At 66.7% G+C, this 18,586-nt stretch carries 18 protein-coding genes; 13 read left to right on the top strand and 5 right to left on the bottom strand.

Going from position 1 to position 18,586, the window contains the following annotated elements; translation table 11 throughout:
* Positions 1-29: 29 nt before the first annotated feature.
* From ychF to U5N23_RS29445, 3 genes are all read left to right on the top strand, one after another.
* Positions 30-1,124 (top strand): redox-regulated ATPase YchF, encoded by a 1,095-nt coding sequence (gene ychF, locus U5N23_RS29455; protein ID WP_322596241.1) that lies wholly within the window; start codon positions 30-32, stop codon positions 1,122-1,124.
* Between the two features lie 277 nt (positions 1,125-1,401).
* Entirely contained in the window at positions 1,402-2,295 is an 894-nt protein-coding gene (rarD, locus tag U5N23_RS29450; protein ID WP_322596240.1) for an EamA family transporter RarD, read from the top strand.
* Between the two features lie 173 nt (positions 2,296-2,468).
* A complete protein-coding gene (locus tag U5N23_RS29445; RefSeq protein WP_322596239.1) occupies positions 2,469-3,758 on the top strand; it encodes a GGDEF domain-containing protein in 1,290 nt (429 codons plus the stop codon).
* Between the two features lie 4 nt (positions 3,759-3,762).
* Here U5N23_RS29445 and U5N23_RS29440 read toward each other — a convergent pair whose 3' ends face one another.
* Positions 3,763-4,233 carry a YqaA family protein gene (locus tag U5N23_RS29440; protein WP_322596238.1) on the bottom strand — a complete coding sequence of 157 codons (471 nt, stop codon included), beginning with the start codon at positions 4,231-4,233 and terminating at the stop codon, positions 3,763-3,765.
* A gap of 152 nt (positions 4,234-4,385) precedes the next feature.
* Between U5N23_RS29440 and U5N23_RS29435 the strand changes: the two genes are divergently transcribed.
* The 4 genes from U5N23_RS29435 (at position 4,386) to purH (ending at position 8,056) form a co-directional block, all read left to right on the top strand.
* Positions 4,386-4,919 carry a D-Ala-D-Ala dipeptidase gene (locus U5N23_RS29435; RefSeq protein ID WP_322596237.1) on the top strand — a complete coding sequence of 178 codons (534 nt, stop codon included), beginning with the start codon at positions 4,386-4,388 and terminating at the stop codon, positions 4,917-4,919.
* A 152-nt stretch (positions 4,920-5,071) separates the two neighbouring features.
* Positions 5,072-6,127, top strand: a complete 1,056-nt coding sequence (gene dusB, locus U5N23_RS29430) for a tRNA dihydrouridine synthase DusB (protein ID WP_322596236.1) — start codon at positions 5,072-5,074, stop codon at positions 6,125-6,127.
* A complete protein-coding gene (locus U5N23_RS29425; RefSeq protein WP_015015597.1) occupies positions 6,124-6,357 on the top strand; it encodes a Fis family transcriptional regulator in 234 nt (77 codons plus the stop codon). Before dusB ends, U5N23_RS29425 begins: the two co-directional genes overlap by 4 nt.
* A gap of 97 nt (positions 6,358-6,454) precedes the next feature.
* The gene (gene purH / locus U5N23_RS29420) at positions 6,455-8,056 is read left to right on the top strand and encodes a bifunctional phosphoribosylaminoimidazolecarboxamide formyltransferase/IMP cyclohydrolase (RefSeq protein ID WP_322596235.1); all 1,602 of its coding nucleotides are present in this window, start codon (positions 6,455-6,457) and stop codon (positions 8,054-8,056) included.
* A gap of 285 nt (positions 8,057-8,341) precedes the next feature.
* Here the strand turns inward: purH and U5N23_RS29415 are convergent, their stop codons facing one another.
* A complete protein-coding gene (locus U5N23_RS29415) occupies positions 8,342-10,120 on the bottom strand; it encodes an alkaline phosphatase D family protein (RefSeq protein ID WP_322596234.1) in 1,779 nt (592 codons plus the stop codon).
* 73 nt (positions 10,121-10,193) lie between these two features.
* Positions 10,194-11,405 (bottom strand): 4-hydroxybenzoate 3-monooxygenase, encoded by a 1,212-nt coding sequence (pobA, locus tag U5N23_RS29410; protein ID WP_322596233.1) that lies wholly within the window; start codon positions 11,403-11,405, stop codon positions 10,194-10,196.
* A gap of 185 nt (positions 11,406-11,590) precedes the next feature.
* Here pobA and U5N23_RS29405 point away from each other — a divergent pair, with 185 nt between their 5' ends.
* Entirely contained in the window at positions 11,591-12,376 is a 786-nt protein-coding gene (locus U5N23_RS29405; protein ID WP_322596232.1) for an IclR family transcriptional regulator domain-containing protein, read from the top strand.
* A 2-nt stretch (positions 12,377-12,378) separates the two neighbouring features.
* On the opposite strand, the gene hemL is transcribed toward U5N23_RS29405, so the two are convergent.
* Entirely contained in the window at positions 12,379-13,689 is a 1,311-nt protein-coding gene (gene hemL, locus U5N23_RS29400; RefSeq protein WP_322596231.1) for a glutamate-1-semialdehyde 2,1-aminomutase, read from the bottom strand.
* A complete protein-coding gene (gene thiD, locus U5N23_RS29395) occupies positions 13,673-14,620 on the bottom strand; it encodes a bifunctional hydroxymethylpyrimidine kinase/phosphomethylpyrimidine kinase (protein ID WP_322596230.1) in 948 nt (315 codons plus the stop codon). The genes hemL and thiD overlap by 17 nt, the downstream gene beginning before the upstream one ends.
* A gap of 115 nt (positions 14,621-14,735) precedes the next feature.
* On the opposite strand from thiD, the gene U5N23_RS29390 reads away from it, so the two are divergent.
* The 5 genes from U5N23_RS29390 to U5N23_RS29370 are packed head-to-tail and all read left to right on the top strand — an operon-like array spanning position 14,736 to position 18,539.
* Positions 14,736-14,888 carry a rubredoxin gene (locus tag U5N23_RS29390; protein ID WP_416208690.1) on the top strand — a complete coding sequence of 51 codons (153 nt, stop codon included), beginning with the start codon at positions 14,736-14,738 and terminating at the stop codon, positions 14,886-14,888.
* Between the two features lie 49 nt (positions 14,889-14,937).
* Positions 14,938-15,336 (top strand): response regulator, encoded by a 399-nt coding sequence (locus U5N23_RS29385; protein WP_034692846.1) that lies wholly within the window; start codon positions 14,938-14,940, stop codon positions 15,334-15,336.
* On the top strand, positions 15,336-15,701 hold the full coding sequence (locus U5N23_RS29380; protein ID WP_007853160.1) for a response regulator: 366 nt from the start codon (positions 15,336-15,338) through the stop codon (positions 15,699-15,701). Before U5N23_RS29385 ends, U5N23_RS29380 begins: the two co-directional genes overlap by 1 nt.
* A gap of 15 nt (positions 15,702-15,716) precedes the next feature.
* Positions 15,717-16,244, top strand: coding sequence for a chemotaxis protein CheW (locus U5N23_RS29375; protein WP_322596228.1), 528 nt, complete (start codon positions 15,717-15,719; stop codon positions 16,242-16,244).
* Between the two features lie 21 nt (positions 16,245-16,265).
* Positions 16,266-18,539 carry a methyl-accepting chemotaxis protein gene (locus U5N23_RS29370; RefSeq protein ID WP_322596227.1) on the top strand — a complete coding sequence of 758 codons (2,274 nt, stop codon included), beginning with the start codon at positions 16,266-16,268 and terminating at the stop codon, positions 18,537-18,539.
* Positions 18,540-18,586 lie beyond the last annotated feature (47 nt).

Here is an 18,586-nt window from a genome sequence, read left to right as displayed (position 1 = left end):
TTGTCTCCCGAATTCCAGAAAGCCCTGCCATGAGCCTCCAATGCGGCATCGTGGGCCTGCCCAACGTCGGCAAGTCCACCCTCTTCAACGCGCTGACCAAGGCCGGCATCGCCGCCGAGAACTACCCGTTCTGCACCATCGAACCCAACGTGGGCGTGGTCGAGGTGCCCGATCCGCGCCTGGCCCAGCTGGCCCAGATCATTTCGCCCGAGCGCATCGTGCCGGCCATCGTCGAGTTCGTGGACATTGCCGGCCTGGTGGCGGGTGCCAGCCAGGGTGAGGGCCTCGGTAACCAGTTCCTGGCCCACATCCGCGAAACCGACGCCATCGTCAACGTGGTGCGCTGCTTCGAGGACGACAACGTGATCCACGTGGCCGGCCGCGTGGACCCGATCTCGGACATCGAGGTCATCCAGACCGAGCTGTGCCTGGCCGACCTGGGCACCGTGGACAAGGCCCTGAACCGCTACAGCAAGGCCGCCAAGTCGGGCAACGACAAGGACGCCGCCAAGCTGGTGGCGCTGCTCACGCGCATCCAGGCCGCCCTCAACGAAGGCAAGCCCGCCCGCTCGGTCGAGATCACCAAGGAAGAGCAGCCCCTGCTCAAGTCGCTGTGCCTGATCACGGCCAAGCCCGCGATGTTCGTGGGCAACGTGAGCGAGGACGGTTTCGAGAACAACCCCTTCCTGGACCGCCTCAAGGAATACGCGGCCAGCCAGAACGCCCCCGTGGTGGCCATCTGCGCCAAGATGGAAGCCGAGATGGCCGAGATGAGCGACGAGGACCGCGACATGTTCCTGGCCGAGATGGGCCAGACCGAGCCGGGCCTGGCCCGCCTGATCCGCGGCGCCTTCAAGCTGCTGGGCCTGCAGACCTACTTCACCGCCGGCGTGAAGGAAGTGCGCGCATGGACCATCCACATCGGCGACACGGCGCCCCAGGCGGCCGGCGTGATCCATGGCGACTTCGAGCGCGGCTTCATCCGCGCGCAGACCATCGCCTTCGACGACTACATCGCGCTCAAGGGTGAGCAGGGTGCCAAGGATGCGGGCAAGATGCGCGCCGAAGGCAAGGAATATGTCGTCAAGGACGGCGACGTGCTGAACTTCCTGTTCAACGTCTGAGAGGCTGAGAGTCTTTCGTCCATGCCCGCCTTGCACGCCAAAACACCCCGGCTCGTCGTTGCAAATGCTCGCCATAGCCCGAGCTATGGCTGTGCTTTGCGCCTAGATCCAGGGCGTTTTGACGCGCCTTTCGGACACGGCCAAAAAACTCCCAGCCTCTGACCCCTGGCAGATTCCCCGGCGGGCGCCCCTGGTTCCTGCCCCGCATCCCTGCAGTGCCCTGGGCTTGCAGGGATTTTTTATGCGCTCGCGGCCAGTTGTCATCCCTGATCCCCCCATGAACACCGGAATCCTCTACGCCAGCCTGGCCTATGTCGCCTGGGGCCTGCTGCCTGTGTACTTCCGCCAGGTGGCCGAGGTGCCGGCGCTCGAAGTGGTGGTGCACCGCACCGCCTGGGCGCTCCTGTTCCTGCTGGTGGTGCTGGGCCTGCGCCGGCAGTGGGCCTGGCTGCAGGCGCTGCTGCGCCAGCCCCGGGTGGTGCTGGCCTTCGGGCTGTCGGCACTGCTGCTCTCTTCCAACTGGCTGACCTATGTGTGGGCGGTGCAGAACCAGCATGTGGTCGATGCCAGCCTGGGCTACTTCATCCTGCCGCTGGTCAACGTGGCCATGGGCTTTTTCTTTCTGCACGAGCGGCCCCGGCGCGGGCAGTGGGCGGCGGTGGCCGTGGCGGCCGCCGGTGTGCTGTGGCTTACGGTGCAAACGGGCCGGCTGCCGTGGATTGCATTGGTGTTGGCACTCACTTTCGGAATTTATGGCCTGCTGCGCAAGCTGGCCCCGTTGGGCGCGCTCGAAGGCCTGGCGCTGGAGACGCTGATGCTCGCGCCCCTGGCTTTTGGCGCCATGGCCTGGTGGGCCTGGCAGGGGCAGGGCGTGCTGGTGCAGGGCGATGCTGCCGCCATCGGCTGGCTGGCGCTGGCGGGGCCGCTCACGGCCATTCCGCTGCTGCTGTTCGCCGCCGGTGCGCGCCGCCTGCCCCTGGCCACGCTGGGCATTCTTCAGTACATTTCGCCGAGCCTGCAGTTCGGCCTGGGTGTCTGGCTGTTCCATGAGCCCCTGCAGCCGGCGCGGCTGGCAGGTTTCGTGCTTATCTGGGCGGCATTGCTCGTCTACAGCCTGGAGGGCTGGTGGCAGCTGCGGTCAGGGGCCGCAGGTGTAGCGGCAGGCCGCTGATGCGGTGGCTACTGGAAAACACGGGGGTGATGGCGATAGGCTGTACCTAAAATACCGGGTCCCGTGATCGGGGCCCTCGACTGGGGTGCGTGCGCCATGGGTGTGCGGCAAGGCCCTGCTGGCTGTCCATTGACTGAAAAAACGAACGTTTCCAACCAAGTGCACAGACCACCATGGGCGCCACCTCCCCTTTCACGACGCTCTTCGGGCGCAAGAAGCCGCTGTTTGCCAACACGGACGCCTTTCCGCTGACGGATGCCATCCTGGAGTTCGATGACTCCAGCGACGAGACGGCCGCCGCGCAGCGCCACCACTCGCGCCGCGAAATGGACCTCTCGGGCCAGCCGCGCGACAGCGCCGCCGCACGGCGCTGGTGGGTGGCCAGCGGCCTGATCGCGCTGTACTTCCTGGCCCTGCTGGGCTTTCATGCCATGGACCTGGTGCAGGCGCGCACCGTGTTCGTCGCGCTGGCGCTGGTGGCCGTGTGCGTCCCGGGCTTTGCCCTGGCGTTTGCGCTGGGGCTGCACCACCGCGCCAAGGAAAAGCAGCTCAAGCTGCCGATTTCCATGGTGGCCTGCGCGGGTCTGCTGCTGATCTGCTACCTCGACCCCATCCTGCAGATCCTGATGGCGCCGTTCGCCTTCATCGTCGTCGCCTATGCCATGTACCGGGTGTCGGGCCGCGCGCTCATGGCCCTGGCCGGCATGCTGATGGCGGGCTACGCCCTGGTCATTGCCGTGCACTACGCCGAGCAAGGCAACCCGGCACTGCTGCGGCTGGAGCTGGCGCACTGGCTGGCGCTGGCGCTGGCACTGCCGGCCTTCATCCTGCTGATCGGCAAGGTGCAGAAGCTGCACCGCGTGCTGCACCGCGCCAGCCGCAAGATCCGCAACATCCAGGAAGACGCCCAGCGCGACACGCTGGTGGGCTGCTTCAACCGGCGCTACACGGTGGCCGCGCTCGAAGAGCAAAAGCAGCTCGCCGATGAAAGCGGCATCCCGCTGTGCCTGGCGGTGATCGACCTGGACCATTTCAAGCGCATCAACGACGAACTCGGCCACCTGGGCGGCGACGAGGTGCTGCGCACTTTCTCGCGCGTGGCGCAGGACAACGTGCGTGCCGGCGATATCTTCGGGCGCTACGGTGGCGAGGAGTTTCTGCTGATCTTCCCGGGCACCTCGCTGCTGCCGGCGCTCAACACCTGCGAGCGCATCCGCGCGCACGTCGAGTCGCACGCCTGGACGGGCGCGCTCAAGAGCCGGGTGTCGGTGTCCATCGGCGTCACGCAGTACATCCTGGGCGAGTCGGTGCTCGAATTCTTCTCGCGCGCCGACACCGCCATGTACATGGCCAAGGAAGGCGGGCGCAACCAGGTGGTGGTGGAGGAACCCGTTTCCAAGGGCGACTCGTCCATCACGCCCATGGGCTCCGAAAGAGACTTCCTGGGGACCCCCGCACCCTGATCGCTCAGGTGCCCAGTTGCCCTGGCATGAAGTGCAGCAGCACGGTGGTCATCACCAGGTAACGCATGAACTTGCCCACTGCCATATAGGCCAGGCAGGGCCAGAAAGGCAGCTTGAGCCAGCCGGCCACGGCGCACAGCGGGTCGCCCACCACGGGCAGCCAACTGAGCAGGCAGGCGCGCGCGCCGAAACGTTCCAGCCAGGCCAGCGCGCGCACGTTGGTCGCATGGCCGCGGGCCCGGTCCACGGCCTTGTGGGCCCCCAGGCCCATCCACCAGCTGACCCCGCCGCCCAGGGTATTGCCCACCGTCGCCACCAGAATGGCGGGCCAGTACATCTCCGGGTTCAGCTTGATGAGGCCGAACACCGCCGGCTCGGAGCCCAGCGGCAGCAGCGTCGCCGAGATGAACGAAACGACGAAGACGGTGCTCAGGCCGAACTGCGGCAGGGCCAGCCATTGCATCAGCTGGTGCATCCATATTTCCATGCACCGGAGTTTAGGGGCGCAGCACGCACGAAAAACCGGGTGAAGGTTCTGTCCTACGCCGGTGCGCGCCATCTGCGCATGGCCCCTGGCAGGGGGTGTTTGTATCGTTCATCAACGCTACCGCTCAAGCAGGAGGCCCCATGCACACCATTCCCCGCACCCCCACCACCGCACCCCACCGCAGCCCCTGGCTGTCGCTGGCGGCGGCTGCACTGCTGGCGGCCTGTGTGCAGAGCCCGCAGGCGGCCGTGCCCCAGCAGGCGCTGCCCGGCGCGGCCAGCCTGGTGCAGGAGCGCGGCTGTGGTGCCAGCGGCCAGCCTGCAGCCCTGCGCTCGGTGGAAGACGGCCTCAAGGCCCAGGGCATGGCACTCAAGGCACAGTGCAATACAGCGACCGGTGCCTGGGTGGTGCAGGTGGTCGTGGTCGACGGCCTGCGCGCCAGCAAGGCCGTGCGCGGCCCCCTGGCCGATGGTGGCGAGGTGGACATGGGCACGCCCTCCGGGGTGCTGGCAACTGCCACGCAGAACTTCTCGCCCGACGTGCATCACAACCGCCAGTGGCTGCGCGCGCTGATGGCGCGCCACCAGTTCGACAACCTGCCTGACGCCTGGTGGCACTATGCCCAGCGCGGCCTGCCCGCACAGGCCGGCGATACCGATCTCGCCGCCCGCTGACAGTGCCTGCCCCGGGCAGAGGAGGTCCATGCTGCACTGCAGCACAAGTGCGCACCAAAAGTCGCGCAGATTTCATTTGCTGAAATTTTAAGCAGGTACAATCCTGCCTCCTTTTTCGGCAATCGCGACGTTCGCGCACTCCCCATCCTTCCATGCACATCGGCCACATTCCTTTGGCGAACCAGCTGTTCGTCGCCCCCATGGCGGGCGTCACGGACCGGCCATTCCGCCAACTGTGCAAGGCGCTGGGGGCGGGCTACGCCGTGAGCGAAATGGTGACCTCGCGCAAGGACCTGTGGAACAGCCTCAAGACCTCGCGCCGGGCCAACCACGAAGGGGAGCCTGGGCCCATTGCGGTGCAGATCGCCGGCACCGAGGCGCAGATGATGGCCGAGGCCGCGGTCTACAACGTGGAGCGCGGCGCGCAGATCATCGACATCAACATGGGCTGCCCGGCCAAGAAGGTGTGCAACAAGTGGGCGGGTTCCGCCCTGATGCAGGACGAGGCGCTGGCCGTGTCCATCGCGCAGGCGGTGGTCGAGGCCTGTGCGCCGCACAAGGTGCCCGTCACGCTCAAGATGCGCACCGGCTGGTGCCAGGAGCACAAGAATGCCGTGGCGCTGGCGCGCCAGTTCGAGGCCGTGGGGATCCAGATGCTCACGGTGCACGGGCGCACGCGCGAGCAGGGCTACAAGGGCCAGGCCGAGTACGACACCATCGCCGCCGTGAAGGCGGCGGTGCGCGTGCCGGTGGTGGCCAATGGCGACATCACCTCACCCGAGAAAGCGCGCGAGGTGCTGGCCGCGACCGGGGCCGATGCCATCATGATCGGCCGCGCGGCGCAAGGGCGGCCGTGGATCTTCCGCGAGATCGGGCATTTCCTTGCTACCGGCGAACACCTGGCACCACCGCTGGTGGCCGAGGTGCGGCGCCTGCTGCTCGAGCATCTGCACGACCACTACCGCCTGTATGGCGAGCTGACCGGGGTGCGCAGCGCGCGCAAGCACATTGCGTGGTACCTGCGCAGCATGCCGGGCGGCGAAGCCTTTCGGCAACACATCAACACCATAGAGGACTGCGCGGCCCAGTGGCAGGCGGTGGCGGACTATCTGGATGCCCTGGCGCAGCAGATGGACCGCTTTCCCGCTGCCAGCACACTGGCTGCCGACGCGGACCCCAGCGAAGAACAAGAGGGATTGGCTGCATGAGCAAGAAACATATTGAAGAGTGCGTGCGCGAGAGCCTGCAGGGCTACTTTCGCGACCTGGGGGGCGAGACGCCCGATGGCATGTACGACATGCTGGTGCGCGTGGTCGAGCGCCCGCTGCTGGAAGTCGTGATGCAGCAAGCCGACAACAACCAGTCGCGGGCCGCCGAATGGCTGGGCCTGAACCGCAACACCCTGCGCAAGAAGCTGGTGGAGCACAAGCTGCTTTAGGGCGCCGATCACCCGCGCTCTCCGGTACCACCCATCCGGTGCGGCGGCCCCGAGCCGCACCCACCCGTCCGAATCCACACTACTCCACCGACCCGCCATGAACGCACTTCTTTCCGTCTCCGACAAAACCGGCATCGTTGAATTTGCCCAGGCGCTGCATGCGCTGGGCATCAAGCTGCTGTCCACCGGCGGCACGGCCAAGCTCCTGGCCGACCAGGGCCTGCCCGTGACCGAGGTGGCCGAGGTCACGCAGTTCCCCGAGATGCTGGACGGCCGCGTGAAGACCCTGCACCCCAAGGTGCACGGCGGCCTGCTGGCGCGCCGCGAGTTGCCCGAGCACATGGCCGCGCTCAAGGCACATGGCATCGACACCATCGATCTGCTGGTGGTCAACCTCTACCCCTTCGAGTCCACCGTGGCCAAGGCCGGCTGCACGCTGGCCGATGCCATCGAGAACATCGACATCGGCGGCCCCGCCATGGTGCGCAGCGCTGCCAAGAACTGGAAGGACGTGGGCGTGCTGACCGACGCCTCGCAGTACCCCGCCGTGCTCGAAGAACTCAAGGCATCGGGCAAGCTCTCGGACAAGCTGCGCTTCGCGCTGTCGGTGGCCGCGTTCAACCGCATCGCCCAGTACGACGGCGCGATCAGCGACTACCTTTCCTCCGTCCGCTTCGAGGAAGAGAAGCTGTCCGAAACCTACGTGCCCGCGCGCGCCCAGTTCGCCGGCCAGAGCAACGGCATCTTCACCAAGGTGCAGGACCTGCGCTACGGCGAGAACGCCCACCAGCAGGCCGCGCTGTACCGCGATCTGTACCCCGCACCCGGCTCGCTGGTTACCGGTGTGCAACTGCAGGGCAAGGAGCTGTCGTACAACAACATCGCCGATGCCGATGCCGCGTGGGAATGCGTCAAAAGCTTCGAGATCCCGGCCTGCGTCATCGTCAAGCATGCCAACCCCTGCGGCGTGGCCGTGGGCCTGGACGCCCTGGACAGCTATGGCAAGGCCTTCCAGACCGACCCCACCAGCGCCTTCGGCGGCATCATCGCCTTCAACCGCCCGGTGGACGGCAAGGCCGCGCAGCAGATCTCCAAGCAGTTCGTCGAGGTGCTCATGGCCCCCGATTTCACGGCCGAGGCCCTGGAAGTGTTCAAGGCCAAGGCCAATGTGCGCCTGCTCAAGATCGCGCTGCCCGCGCATGGCGGTACGACCGACTGGCAGCGCGGCCGCAACGCCATGGATGCCAAGCGCATCGGCTCGGGCCTGCTGCTGCAGACCGCCGACAACCATGAGCTGTCGCTGATCGACCTCAAGGTCGTGACGAAGAAGCAACCCACGCTCGAAGAGATGGAAGACCTGCTGTTCGCCTGGAAGGTGGCCAAGTACGTCAAGAGCAATGCCATCGTCTTCTGCAAGGGCGGCATGACCATGGGCGTGGGCGCCGGCCAGATGAGCCGCCTCGACTCGGCCCGCATCGCCAGCATCAAGGCCGGCCACGCCAACCTGTCCCTGCAGGGCACCGTGGTGGCCAGCGACGCCTTCTTCCCCTTCCGCGACGGCCTGGATGTCGTGGTCGATGCCGGTGCCACCTGCGTGATCCAGCCCGGCGGCTCCATGCGCGACAACGAAGTCATCGACGCTGCGAACGAGCGCGGCGTGTCCATGGTGTTTTCTGGCGTGCGCCATTTCCGCCATTGAGCCTGTGGCGATGCCTTCGCATCGCTCCTTGCACACGGGAAAAAAAGGCGGCCCAGGCCGCCTTGCCTCTTTGGGCCCGCCCGCAGGCGATATCAGTTGTTCGTTGCGCTGCGCACCGCCCTCGACGCATGAAACTGGCGCGGCCAAGGCCAGTGCCCCCGCGCAAGGGCCGCCCCGCCGCGAAGGCGGCGTATCCAGCCCTTGCGCTGGGGGCGTCCCCCTCCCAGATTGCGAAGCAATATGAGAGAGGGGGAAGGCGCGAAGCGACTCAGGGGGCGTTTCACGTCATACCGGCACGATGCGCCCGCGCCCGGTGGCGCCGGCCAGCACCTTGAGCGACTTGTCGGTGCTGGCGGTGTAGCTGCGGCTGGTGATGGTGTTCACGTAGACCCAGTCGGCGCGGCACTCGGTGGGCGTGACGGTGAGCAGCATGTAGCCGCGGCGCGAGGTGTCGCAGTACTTGAGCGGCTGGATCAGTTGCTGCAGGGCGCCCGCCAGCACGGCGGGGTTTTCCTTGGGCAGGTAGTCTTCGAAGCCGGGGGATGTGACGGACGAGGTGGCGAACTCCACCCCCACGGCATTGCCCCCCATGTCGGCCAGCTCGTTGGCCCAGGCGTTGTGCGTGTCGCCCGACAGCACCACCAGGTTCTTGTTCAGGCCGCGCGCTATGCCCAGCACGGTTTCGCGTGCGGCCTGGTAGCCGTCCCAGGCATCGAGGTTGTACGGGATCGAAGGCTGGGCCAGCACGCCCTTTTCGGTGGCGGTCAGCGTGGCGGGTGCCGCCTGCGCCTTGGCCACCATCGCCGCGTACTGGGACACGCCCACGCCGGCTCCGGGTTGCAGGGTGTCGATGAGGATGGGGGCGGGGATGTTCATGCGGCCCATCAGCACCTGCTGGCCCAGCACCTGCCAGGTGGCGGACGATGCCGCCATCTGCTGCTGCAGCCACTGGGTCTGCGTGCTGCCCAGGAGCTGGCGCGTGGGGGCGCCCACGGCAGCGGTGAAACCTGCGGCATCGAAGCCGCTGGCCGTGAAGAAGCGGGTGTAGTCGGCCTGTTCGTCGCGCCCGATCACGCGCGTATCGAGCATGTGCAACGCCACCAGGTCGCCGAAGGCAAAGCTGCGGTAGATCAGCTCGGGCTGCGCGTTGCGGGTGGGCATCCACTCGTGGTAGGCCTGCAGGGCCACGGCCTTGCGCGCGGCAAAGCTGCCTTCGGTCGCGCTCTGGTGGTTCTCGGCCCCGCTGGCCCAGGTGTCGTTGGTGATCTCGTGGTCGTCCCACACCGCGATCATGGGGGCGGCGGCATGCAGGGCCTGCAGGTCGGTATCGCTCTTGTACTGGGCGTGGCGCGTGCGGTAGTCGGCCAGCGACAGGATTTCGCCCGCAGGCTGGGACAGGCGGCCCAACTGCTCGGCGTTGGCCGATGCGTAGCCGCCCCGGGCATATTCGTACACGTAGTCGCCCAGGTGCACGGTGGCGTCCAGGTCGTTGCGGCGCGCCGCCTCTGCATACACGTTGAAGTACCCGGCAGGGTAGTTGGCGCAGGAGAACACGGCCAGGCGCACCTGGGACACGCTGCCGGTCGGCAGGGTGCGCGTGCGCGCCGTGGCCGAGGCGGCGGCATAGGCCGTGAAGCGGTAGTAGTAGGCGGTGGCCGGCCTCAGCCCCGTGGCATCCACCTTCACGGTGAAGTCGCGGGCCGCGGTGGCGGACGCCGTGCCCTGCGCCACCAGGGTGGCAAAGGCGGGGTCGCTGGCCACTTCCCAGCGCACGGGGATGTCGGCGCTGTGGTTGGCGGGCGGCGTGACGCGCGTCCACAGGATGACGCGGTCGCTCAGCGGGTCGCCGCTGGCCACGCCATGTGCAAAGCGCACCTCGGGCGCCTCGTCGCTGCCGCCGCAGGCCGCCAAGGGCAGGGTGCCCAGTGCGGCGGCACCGAGCGCCAGCTGGCGCACGAAGCTGCGGCGGCTGCCATGGGCCGGGTCGGCCGGGGCATCGTTCTCGGGGGCGTTGCCCTGCAGCAGGTTGGTCAGCGGGCGTGGGGTGCGGGGAAGGCGGTTCATGGTGGAGCGGTCCGTTGTGTATCCGCCAAGGCTCGCATGGCGGTGTGACGGACCGATGAACGGCCCCCCGTCGTCAGCGCCCGTGTGCCGCCGTTGTTGCCTGCGCCCCGAAATCCATCGGCAGCCCCACGTAGTTCTCTGCCAGCGCGGTCGATGCGGCACGCGAGTGGATCAGGTAGTCGAGCTCGGCCTCCTGCATCTTCTGGCCGAACTCGCCGGTGTCCGGAAACCGGTGCATCAGCGAGGTGAACCACCACGAGAAGCGCTCGGCGCGCCACACGCGGCGCAGGCAGCGGTCGGAGTAGGTGTCGATGCCGGCATCCGACTTGTCGCCATAGTGGTCGGCGAAGGCATTCCACAGGTAGCCCACGTCGCTGGCCGCCAGATTCAGGCCCTTGGCGCCAGTGGGGGGCACGATGTGGGCCGCGTCGCCCGCCAGGAACAGGCGGCCAAAGCGCATGGGCTCGGCCACGAAGCTGCGCAGCGGCGCGATGCTCATCTCCAGCGCCGGGCCGGTCACCAGGTTCTTGCGGGCCTCGGGGTCCAGACGGTTGCCCAGCTCGGCCCAGAACTGGTCGATGCTCCAGTTCTCGACCTTGTCGGTGTCGGGCACTTGCAGGTAATAGCGGCTGCGCGTGGTGCTGCGCATGCTGCACAGCGCAAAGCCGCGCTCGGTGTTGGCGTAGATCAGTTCGTGCGAAACGGGCGGCACATCGGCCAGCACACCGAGCCAGCCAAACGGGTAGACGCGCTCGTAGGTCTTGAGCGCATCGGGGGGCACGCTGGCGCGGCACACGCCGTGGTAGCCGTCGCAGCCAGCGATGAAGTCGCAGCGGACCTCATGCGTCTGGCCGTCTTTCTCATAGGTGACGCGGGGCTTGCCGCCATCGAAGTCGTGCACGCGGACGTTGCCGGCCTCGTACACGGTGCTCAGGCCTGCGGCGGCGCGCGCGTCCATCAGGTCGTGCGTGACCTCGGTCTGGCCGTACACCGTGACGCGGCTGCCGCCGCTGAGCGCATGCAGGTCGATGCGGTGGCGCTCGCCCTTGAACAGCAACTCGATGCCGTCGTGCGGCAGGCCCTGGGCGTGGGCACGGGCACTCACGCCGGCTTTTTCCAGCAGGTCCATGGTGACCTGTTCGAGCACGCCGGCGCGGATGCGGCCGAGCACGTAGTCGGCACTGCGCTGCTCGATGATGACGGCGTCGATGCCGGATGTGTGCAGCAACTGGCCGAGCAGCAGGCCGGCCGGGCCGGCACCGATGATGGCAACCTGGGTACGCATGGGGAAACCTCGCAAAGCTGGGTGAAGTGAAGGCCCTGAGCACCGGCTCGAAGGCATGGCCCAAGCGTAGGTTGATGCAGGTCAACGCGGGGTGCCGCCTGGCCGGTTGCGTGCGATGTGCAGAGGCTTTGTGCGATCATCGCGCAATCACTGCATGCCCGGACACGCTCCAGGGCACCCACCCCATGAACACCACTGCCAACCCCATCGCCAAGGCCGACTTCATCGAGGGCATGGCCAAGGGCATGGCCGTGCTCGAGAGCTTCGACACCGAGCGCCAGCGCCTCAATGCCTCGCTGGCGGCGCAGCGCACGGGGCTCACGCGGGCGGCAGCGCGCCGGCATCTGCTCACACTGGCCCACCTGGGCTACCTGGAGAGCGATGGCAGCTACTTCTGGCTGGCGCCCAAGGTGTTGCGTTTTTCGGGCAGCTACCTGGCATCGGCCCGCCTGCCGCGCGTGCTGCAGCCCACGCTGAATCGGCTGGCTGCGCAGACGCAGCAGTCCTTCTCGGCCGTGGTGCTCGACGGCAATGAGGTCGTGATCGTGGCGCGCAGCGGGGTGTATGGCGCACCCTCGCGCGTGCTGGCCTATGGCCTGCACCTGGGGGCGCGGCTGCCGGCACACCCCACATCCACCGGGCGGGTGCTGCTGGCGGCGCTGCCGGCGGCGGCGCTCACGGCCTGGCTCAAGGGCGCCACGCTGCAGCGGCTCACGCCGCACACCCTCACGCAGGTGGGGCCGCTGCGCCAGGCCATCGCCCGTGCTCGGCGCGACGACTGGTGCCTGGCGGTGGAGGAGCACGAGCTGGGCGTGCATGCCCTGGCTGTGCCGCTGCGCAACCTGCAGGGCCAGACCGTGGCGGCACTCAATGTGGTGGCCTCGCCCAAGCAACTGGACGAGGGCAGCTTGCAGCGTGAGATGTTGCCCCTGCTGCAAGAAGCCGCGCGCGAGTTGCGCGGCCTCTTGTAACCTCAGCGTGCGAGGCTCTTGAAGACTTCGCGCGCAGCGGCCACCGTGGCGGCGATGTCTTCTTCGCTGTGGGCTGCGCTCACGAAGCCGGCCTCGTACAGCGCCGGTGCTATATAGATACTGCGGTCCAGCAGCCCATGGAACAGCTGGTTGAAGCGCGCGCCATCGGTCTTGAGCACCTCGGGGTAGCTCTGGGGCAGGGTGGGCAGCAAGAAAAAGCCGAACATGCCGCCTTCGCAGTCGGCGCTGAAGGGCACGCCTTCGGCAGCGGCAGCAGCCTTGAGGCCATCCACCAGCGACTGGGTGCGGGCCGACAGCGCGTCGAAGAAGCCGGGCTTGCTGATCTCGCGCAGCGTGGCCAGGCCGCAGGCCGTGGCCACCGGGTTGCCCGACAGGGTGCCGGCCTGGTACACCGCGCCGATGGGCGCCAGGTGCTCCATGATGGCGCGCGGCCCGCCGAAGGCGGCCAGCGGCATGCCGCCGCCGATCACCTTGCCCAGTACGGTGATGTCGGGCTTGAAGCCGGGGATGTCCTTTGCGTACACGCCCTGGGCGCTGGTCAGACCGACGCGGAAACCGGTCATCACCTCGTCCAGCACCAGCAGCGCGCCGTATTCGGTGCACAGCTCGCGGCAGCGCTGCATGAAGGGGACACTCGCGCGCACGAAGTTCATGTTGCCGGCGATCGGTTCGATCATCAGGCAGGCCAGTTCCTTGCCATGCAGGGCAAAGGCCTCTTCGAGCTGGGCGATGTCGTTGTATTCGAGCACCAGGGTGTGCTGCACCACTTCGGGCGGTACGCCCGCGCTGGTGGCGTTGCCGAAGGTGGCCAGGCCCGAGCCGGCCTTGACGAGCAGGGCGTCGGCATGGCCGTGGTAGCAGCCGTTGAACTTGATGATCTTGCTGCGGCCCGTGGCGCCGCGCGCCAGGCGGATGGCGCTCATGCCCGCTTCGGTGCCCGAGCTGACCAGGCGGATCATCTCCATCGAGGGCACCAGGCCGATGATTTCCTCGGCCAGCTCCACCTCGCGCTCGGTCGGGGCGCCGAAGCTGAAGCCTTCGAGCGCCGCCTTCTGCACCGCTTCGAGCACGGCGGGATGGCCGTGGCCCAGGATCATCGGCCCCCAGGAGCCGATGTAGTCGATGAAGCGCTGGTCGTTGGCGTCCCAGAAGTAGGCGCCCTGGGCGCGCTTGACGAAGCGCGGCGTGCCGCCCACGGCCTTGAAGGCCCGCACGGGCGAGTTCACGCCGCCGGGGATGAGCGCCTTGGCGCGTTCGAACAGGGGGATGTTGAGGTCAGTGCTTGGTGTCATGGGGGGGCATCACGAAGCCTTCGATGGCTGCTGTGTCGTCAATCGGTGCGTCATCGTCCCCGTCCTCGTCATCGGGCTGGGCCCAGAACATGCGGTCGGGCACGATGTGCCCCATTCCGGGGCGAAAACCGGCGTCCAGGCAGCGGTCCAGGTAGCCCAGCGCCTCGCTGGTGGCTTCGCCCAGGTCGTTGCCGCTGGCCACCAGGGCCGTGAGTGCGGCCGAGAGGGTGTCGCCCGCGCCCGAGAAGGTGGCGTCGAACAGCTCGAACTTGCCGCTGCCCAGCACCGTCTGGGGCGAAGCCAGCACGTTCTCGACGAACTGCTCGGGCAGGGGGATGCCGGTGACCAGGGTGTAGGGCACGCCCATCTCCGAGGCGGCCCGGGCAATGTCGCGCGCGGTGGGGCTGCGGTCGCTCTTCCAGTCCGGCAACAGCCAGCGCCACAGCGTACTGTGGTTTCCTACCAACACTGAGGTCTGCGGCAACAACAGCTCGCGGAAGGCATCCAGGTACTCGTCGATCTGCTCTTCCGTCCACCAGGACAGGTTGGGCATGTACGCTATCACCGGGACTTCATCATAGTCTGTGGTTATTTCGGCGATGGCGCTGATGTTCTCGGGGCTGCCCACGAAACCCACCTTGATGGCCTGCACGGGCATGTCTTCGAGCACCGCCCGGGCCTGCTCGGAAACGGCCTCGTCGTCGAAGCTGAAATGGTCGAATATCTGCGCCGTATCACGCGCGTAGGCTCCTGTGACCACCGCGATGGGGTGGCCGCCGACGGAAGCGATGGTGGTGATGTCGGCCGTCAGGCCGCCCGCGCCGCTGGGGTCGCTGGCGTTGAAAACGAGCACACAGGCCGGGCTCGCTTCGTCACCGGATTCGTCGTCGGTGTGTTCGGTGTCGGGAGGGGGAAGGGCGGAAGATGTCATGGGCCAGTGGCAGCATAGGGGGTGGCAAGGAAGCCGCAGCCCGGGGAGATGACTAGATACAATCGTTGCATTCTATGTGAAGGCCCTTTAAGCTGTGATCGACTCTAAAACTTGGATGTGTTTGATCTGCGGGTGGATTTATGACGAGGCAGAGGGTGCGCCCGAGCACGGCATTGCCCCCAACACGCCGTGGGAGCAAGTCCCCATGAATTGGACCTGTCCTGAGTGTGGCGCCCGCAAGGAAGATTTCGAGATGGTTCAGATTTGATGCGCGGCTCGGGCCGCGCTGTTTATTTTTCCATCGGGAGCATTAGCAATTGACTACAACAGGCGCATCTTTCAAAGTGCTCGTGGTGGATGACAGCAATACCATCCGCCGAAGCGCCGAGATTTTTCTCAAGCAGGGGGGGCACGAAGTCTTGTTGGCAGACGACGGCTTTGATGCTTTGGCGAAAGTGAACGATTACCAGCCGCAGCTGATTTTCTGTGACATTCTCATGCCCAAGCTCGACGGGTACCAGACCTGCGCGATCATCAAGCGCAACGCCCGTTTCGCAGATACCCCGGTGGTGATGCTGTCCTCCAAGGACGGCGTATTCGACAAGGCGCGCGGGCGCATGGTCGGCTGCCAGGAATATCTCACCAAACCGTTTACCAAAGACCAGTTGCTGCAGGCCGTGCAGCAATTTGGCAATGCCCAACAAGGAGCGATGTAATGCCCATCCAGAAAGTTCTGGTCGTCGACGATTCGAAGACCGAGTTGATGTTTCTGACCGACCTGCTGCAGAAAAAAGGCATGCAGGTGCGCACGGCCGAAAATGCCGAAGAAGCCTTCCGCCGCCTGGCCGAGGACAAGCCCGACCTGATCCTCATGGACGTGGTGATGCCCGGCCAGAACGGCTTTCAGCTCACGCGTGCCATCACCCGTGATCCGCTGTACGCCGACGTGCCGATCATCATGTGCACCAGCAAGAACCAGGAGACCGACCGGGTCTGGGGGATGCGCCAGGGTGCGCGCGGCTACATCACCAAGCCGGTGGATCCCGCCGAGCTGCAGGCCAAGATTGACGCGCTGAACTGAGGCAGCGGCGCGTTCATGGCCAACCGCGAAGCCCTCCGCGAGCTACAAGTCCGACTGGCCAGCCGCCTTCAGGCCGCCAGGACGGAAGGCTTGTCCGTATCGTCCTGGCTGGCTGTCGAGACAGCAGGACAGAATTACCTTCTGCCTCTCGCCCAGTCGGGCGAGATTTTCCCCTGGGTCACCGTCCAGCCCGTGCCGTACACGCAAAGCTGGTTCCTCGGTGTCGCCAACCTGCGCGGCGGACTGGTCGGCGTGGCCGATCTCGCCGGCATGCTCGGCACCACGGTCACGCGCACCGAGCAGGCACTGTCCGAGTCCAGCCTGCTGGCCTTCAACGCCGTGCTCGAAGTGAACGCGGCGCTGCTGGTGGACCGCCTGGCCGGTCTGCGCGGCACGGAATCCTTCGTGTCGTCCGAGCCTCCTGCGCCGGAGTCTCCCGCATTCTTCGGCACCACCTACATCGATGCAGGTGGCGCGCGCTGGCAGGAGCTCAATCTGCAGATCCTGTCCCAACATCCCGCTTTCCTGAGCATCAGTGCTTGAGTTTTTCTGTAAGGCTGCACCATGTCCGTCGTCAATCAATTTGGAAAACTGTTCAACCGGAAACCCGGCGCGGCGGGCAACGCTGCGGCCGATGACGGCCAGGACGTGCTGGGCACCGGTTCGCTCGAAGCAGCGGCGATGCGTGAATACCAGAGCGACGCGATGAACAGCGTGCAAGGCGATCCCGGCGGCTACGCCCCCGAGCTCACCGAGGCCGATGGCGACGAAGACCTGATCTCCCTGCCGGTGCTCGGCACCTCCACGGCGGCCGGCCACCAGCGCCGCCTGCTGGCCTTGCTGGCCATTGGCGTGGTGGTGCTGGGTGCGATCGCTTTCTGGGTGCTGCAGCAGGCAGACCGCTCCGCACAGCAACTGGCAGCGACGGGCCAGTCCCTGATGCAGTCGCAGCGCCTGGCCAAGTCGGTGTCGCAGGCCCTGGTGGGCAGCCCCCAGGCCTTCCCCGACGTGGTGGAAAGCTCGGGCGTGCTGGCGCGCAACGTGCGCGCCCTGACCGCTGGCGACAACGAACTCAACGTGCAATCGCTGGGCGAACCCTTCAAGCCCGACCTGGACGCCGTGACGCCGCTGATGGAGCGCGCCGAGCGCAACGCCGGCGTGGTGATGGGCCAGCAAAAGATCCTGACCCAGGTGGGTGACGCTCTGCGCACCATCAACCGCCAGTCGTCCGACCTGCTGGAAATCGCCGAAACGGTGTCCTCGCTCAAGCTGCAGCAGAACGCCCCCGCCTCCGAAATCTCGGCCGCCGGCCAGCTCGTGATGCTGACGCAGCGCATCGGCAAGTCCGCCAACGAATTCCAGACCATGGAAGGCGTGAGCCCCGAGGCCGTGTTCCTGCTGGGCAAGGACTTGAACTCGTTCAAGGAAATCGCCCAGGGCCTGCTCGACGGCAGCCCCGAACTGCGCCTTGGCGCCACCAAGGACGCACAGACGCGCGAGCAACTCGATGCCCTCGTGAAGCTGTACGAGCAGACCCGCACGCAGGCCAGCGCCATCCTGGGCAACCTGCAGGGCCTGGTGTCTGCCCGTGAAGCACAGTCCGCCATCATTGCCGACAGCGAACCGCTGCGCCGCCAACTGGAAAACCTGCAGAGCAAACTGTCTGCCCAGACCGGCCTGGGTGCCGGGCAGATCGGCGCCCTGGCCCTCGCCGGCCTGTTCGTGCTGCTGTGCGGTATCGGCATTTCGCGCGTGCAGCTGCTGGACAGCCGTGGCCGCCAGACGGCTGCCGAATCGCAGCAAAAGGACGCCAAGCGCCAGGAGCAGGAAGCCAAGCGCGTCAACGACGCCAACCAGGCCGCCATTTTGCGTTTGATGAACGAACTGCAGTCGGTCGCTGAAGGCGATCTGACCCAGGAAGCCACCGTGACCGAGGACATCACCGGCGCCATCGCCGACTCGGTGAACTACACGGTGGAAGAACTGCGCCAACTGGTGGGCAGCGTGCAGAACACGGCGACCCGCGTGGCGCAGACGACGGCCCAGGTGGATTCCACCTCGACCGAACTGCTCGCCGCCTCGACCGAACAGCTGCGCGAAATTCGCGAAACCGGCCGCTCCGTTCTCGACATGGCGACCCGAATCAACGAAGTGTCCACCCAGGCGCAAGAGTCCGCCACGGTGGCCCGCCAATCGCTGCAAGCCGCCGACTCCGGTCTGCAGGCCGTGCAGAACGCCATCGGCGGTATGAACTCCATCCGTGACCAGATCCAGGACACCTCCAAGCGCATCAAGCGCCTGGGCGAATCGTCGCAGGAGATCGGTGAAATCACCGAGCTGATTTCCGACATTACCGAGCAGACGAACGTGCTGGCCCTGAACGCCGCCATCCAGGCCGCATCCGCCGGTGAAGCCGGCCGCGGCTTCTCGGTGGTGGCCGAAGAAGTGCAGCGCCTCGCTGAACGCTCCGCAGATGCCACGCGCCAGATCTCGGCGCTGGTGAAGGCCATTCAGACCGACACCCAGGATGCCGTGGCCGCTATGGAGCGCTCCACGCAGGGTGTGGTGGAAGGGGCCCGACTGTCCGACAGCGCCGGTACCGCACTGACCGAAATCGACCGCGTGTCGCGCCGCCTGGCCGACCTGATCGAACAGATCTCGTCCTCGACCTCCCGTGAAGCCGTTCTGGCCAACGAAGTGGCCGACAACATTCAGCACATTTTCGCCGTGACGGAACAGACCGGAGAAGGTACCCGCACCACGGCTCAGCAGGTGCGCGAACTGTCGCACATGGCCGAAGAACTGCGCCAGTCTGTCGCCCGTTTCAAGATCGCCTGAGGCGATCCGTAGTCATCAACCAGCTGGCTCATTGCAGCCGGGGACGA

Source organism: Acidovorax sp. (assembly GCF_034519795.1).
GTDB lineage: Bacteria > Pseudomonadota > Gammaproteobacteria > Burkholderiales > Burkholderiaceae_C > Acidovorax.
This window is presented reverse-complemented; position numbering and strand designations above follow the sequence as displayed.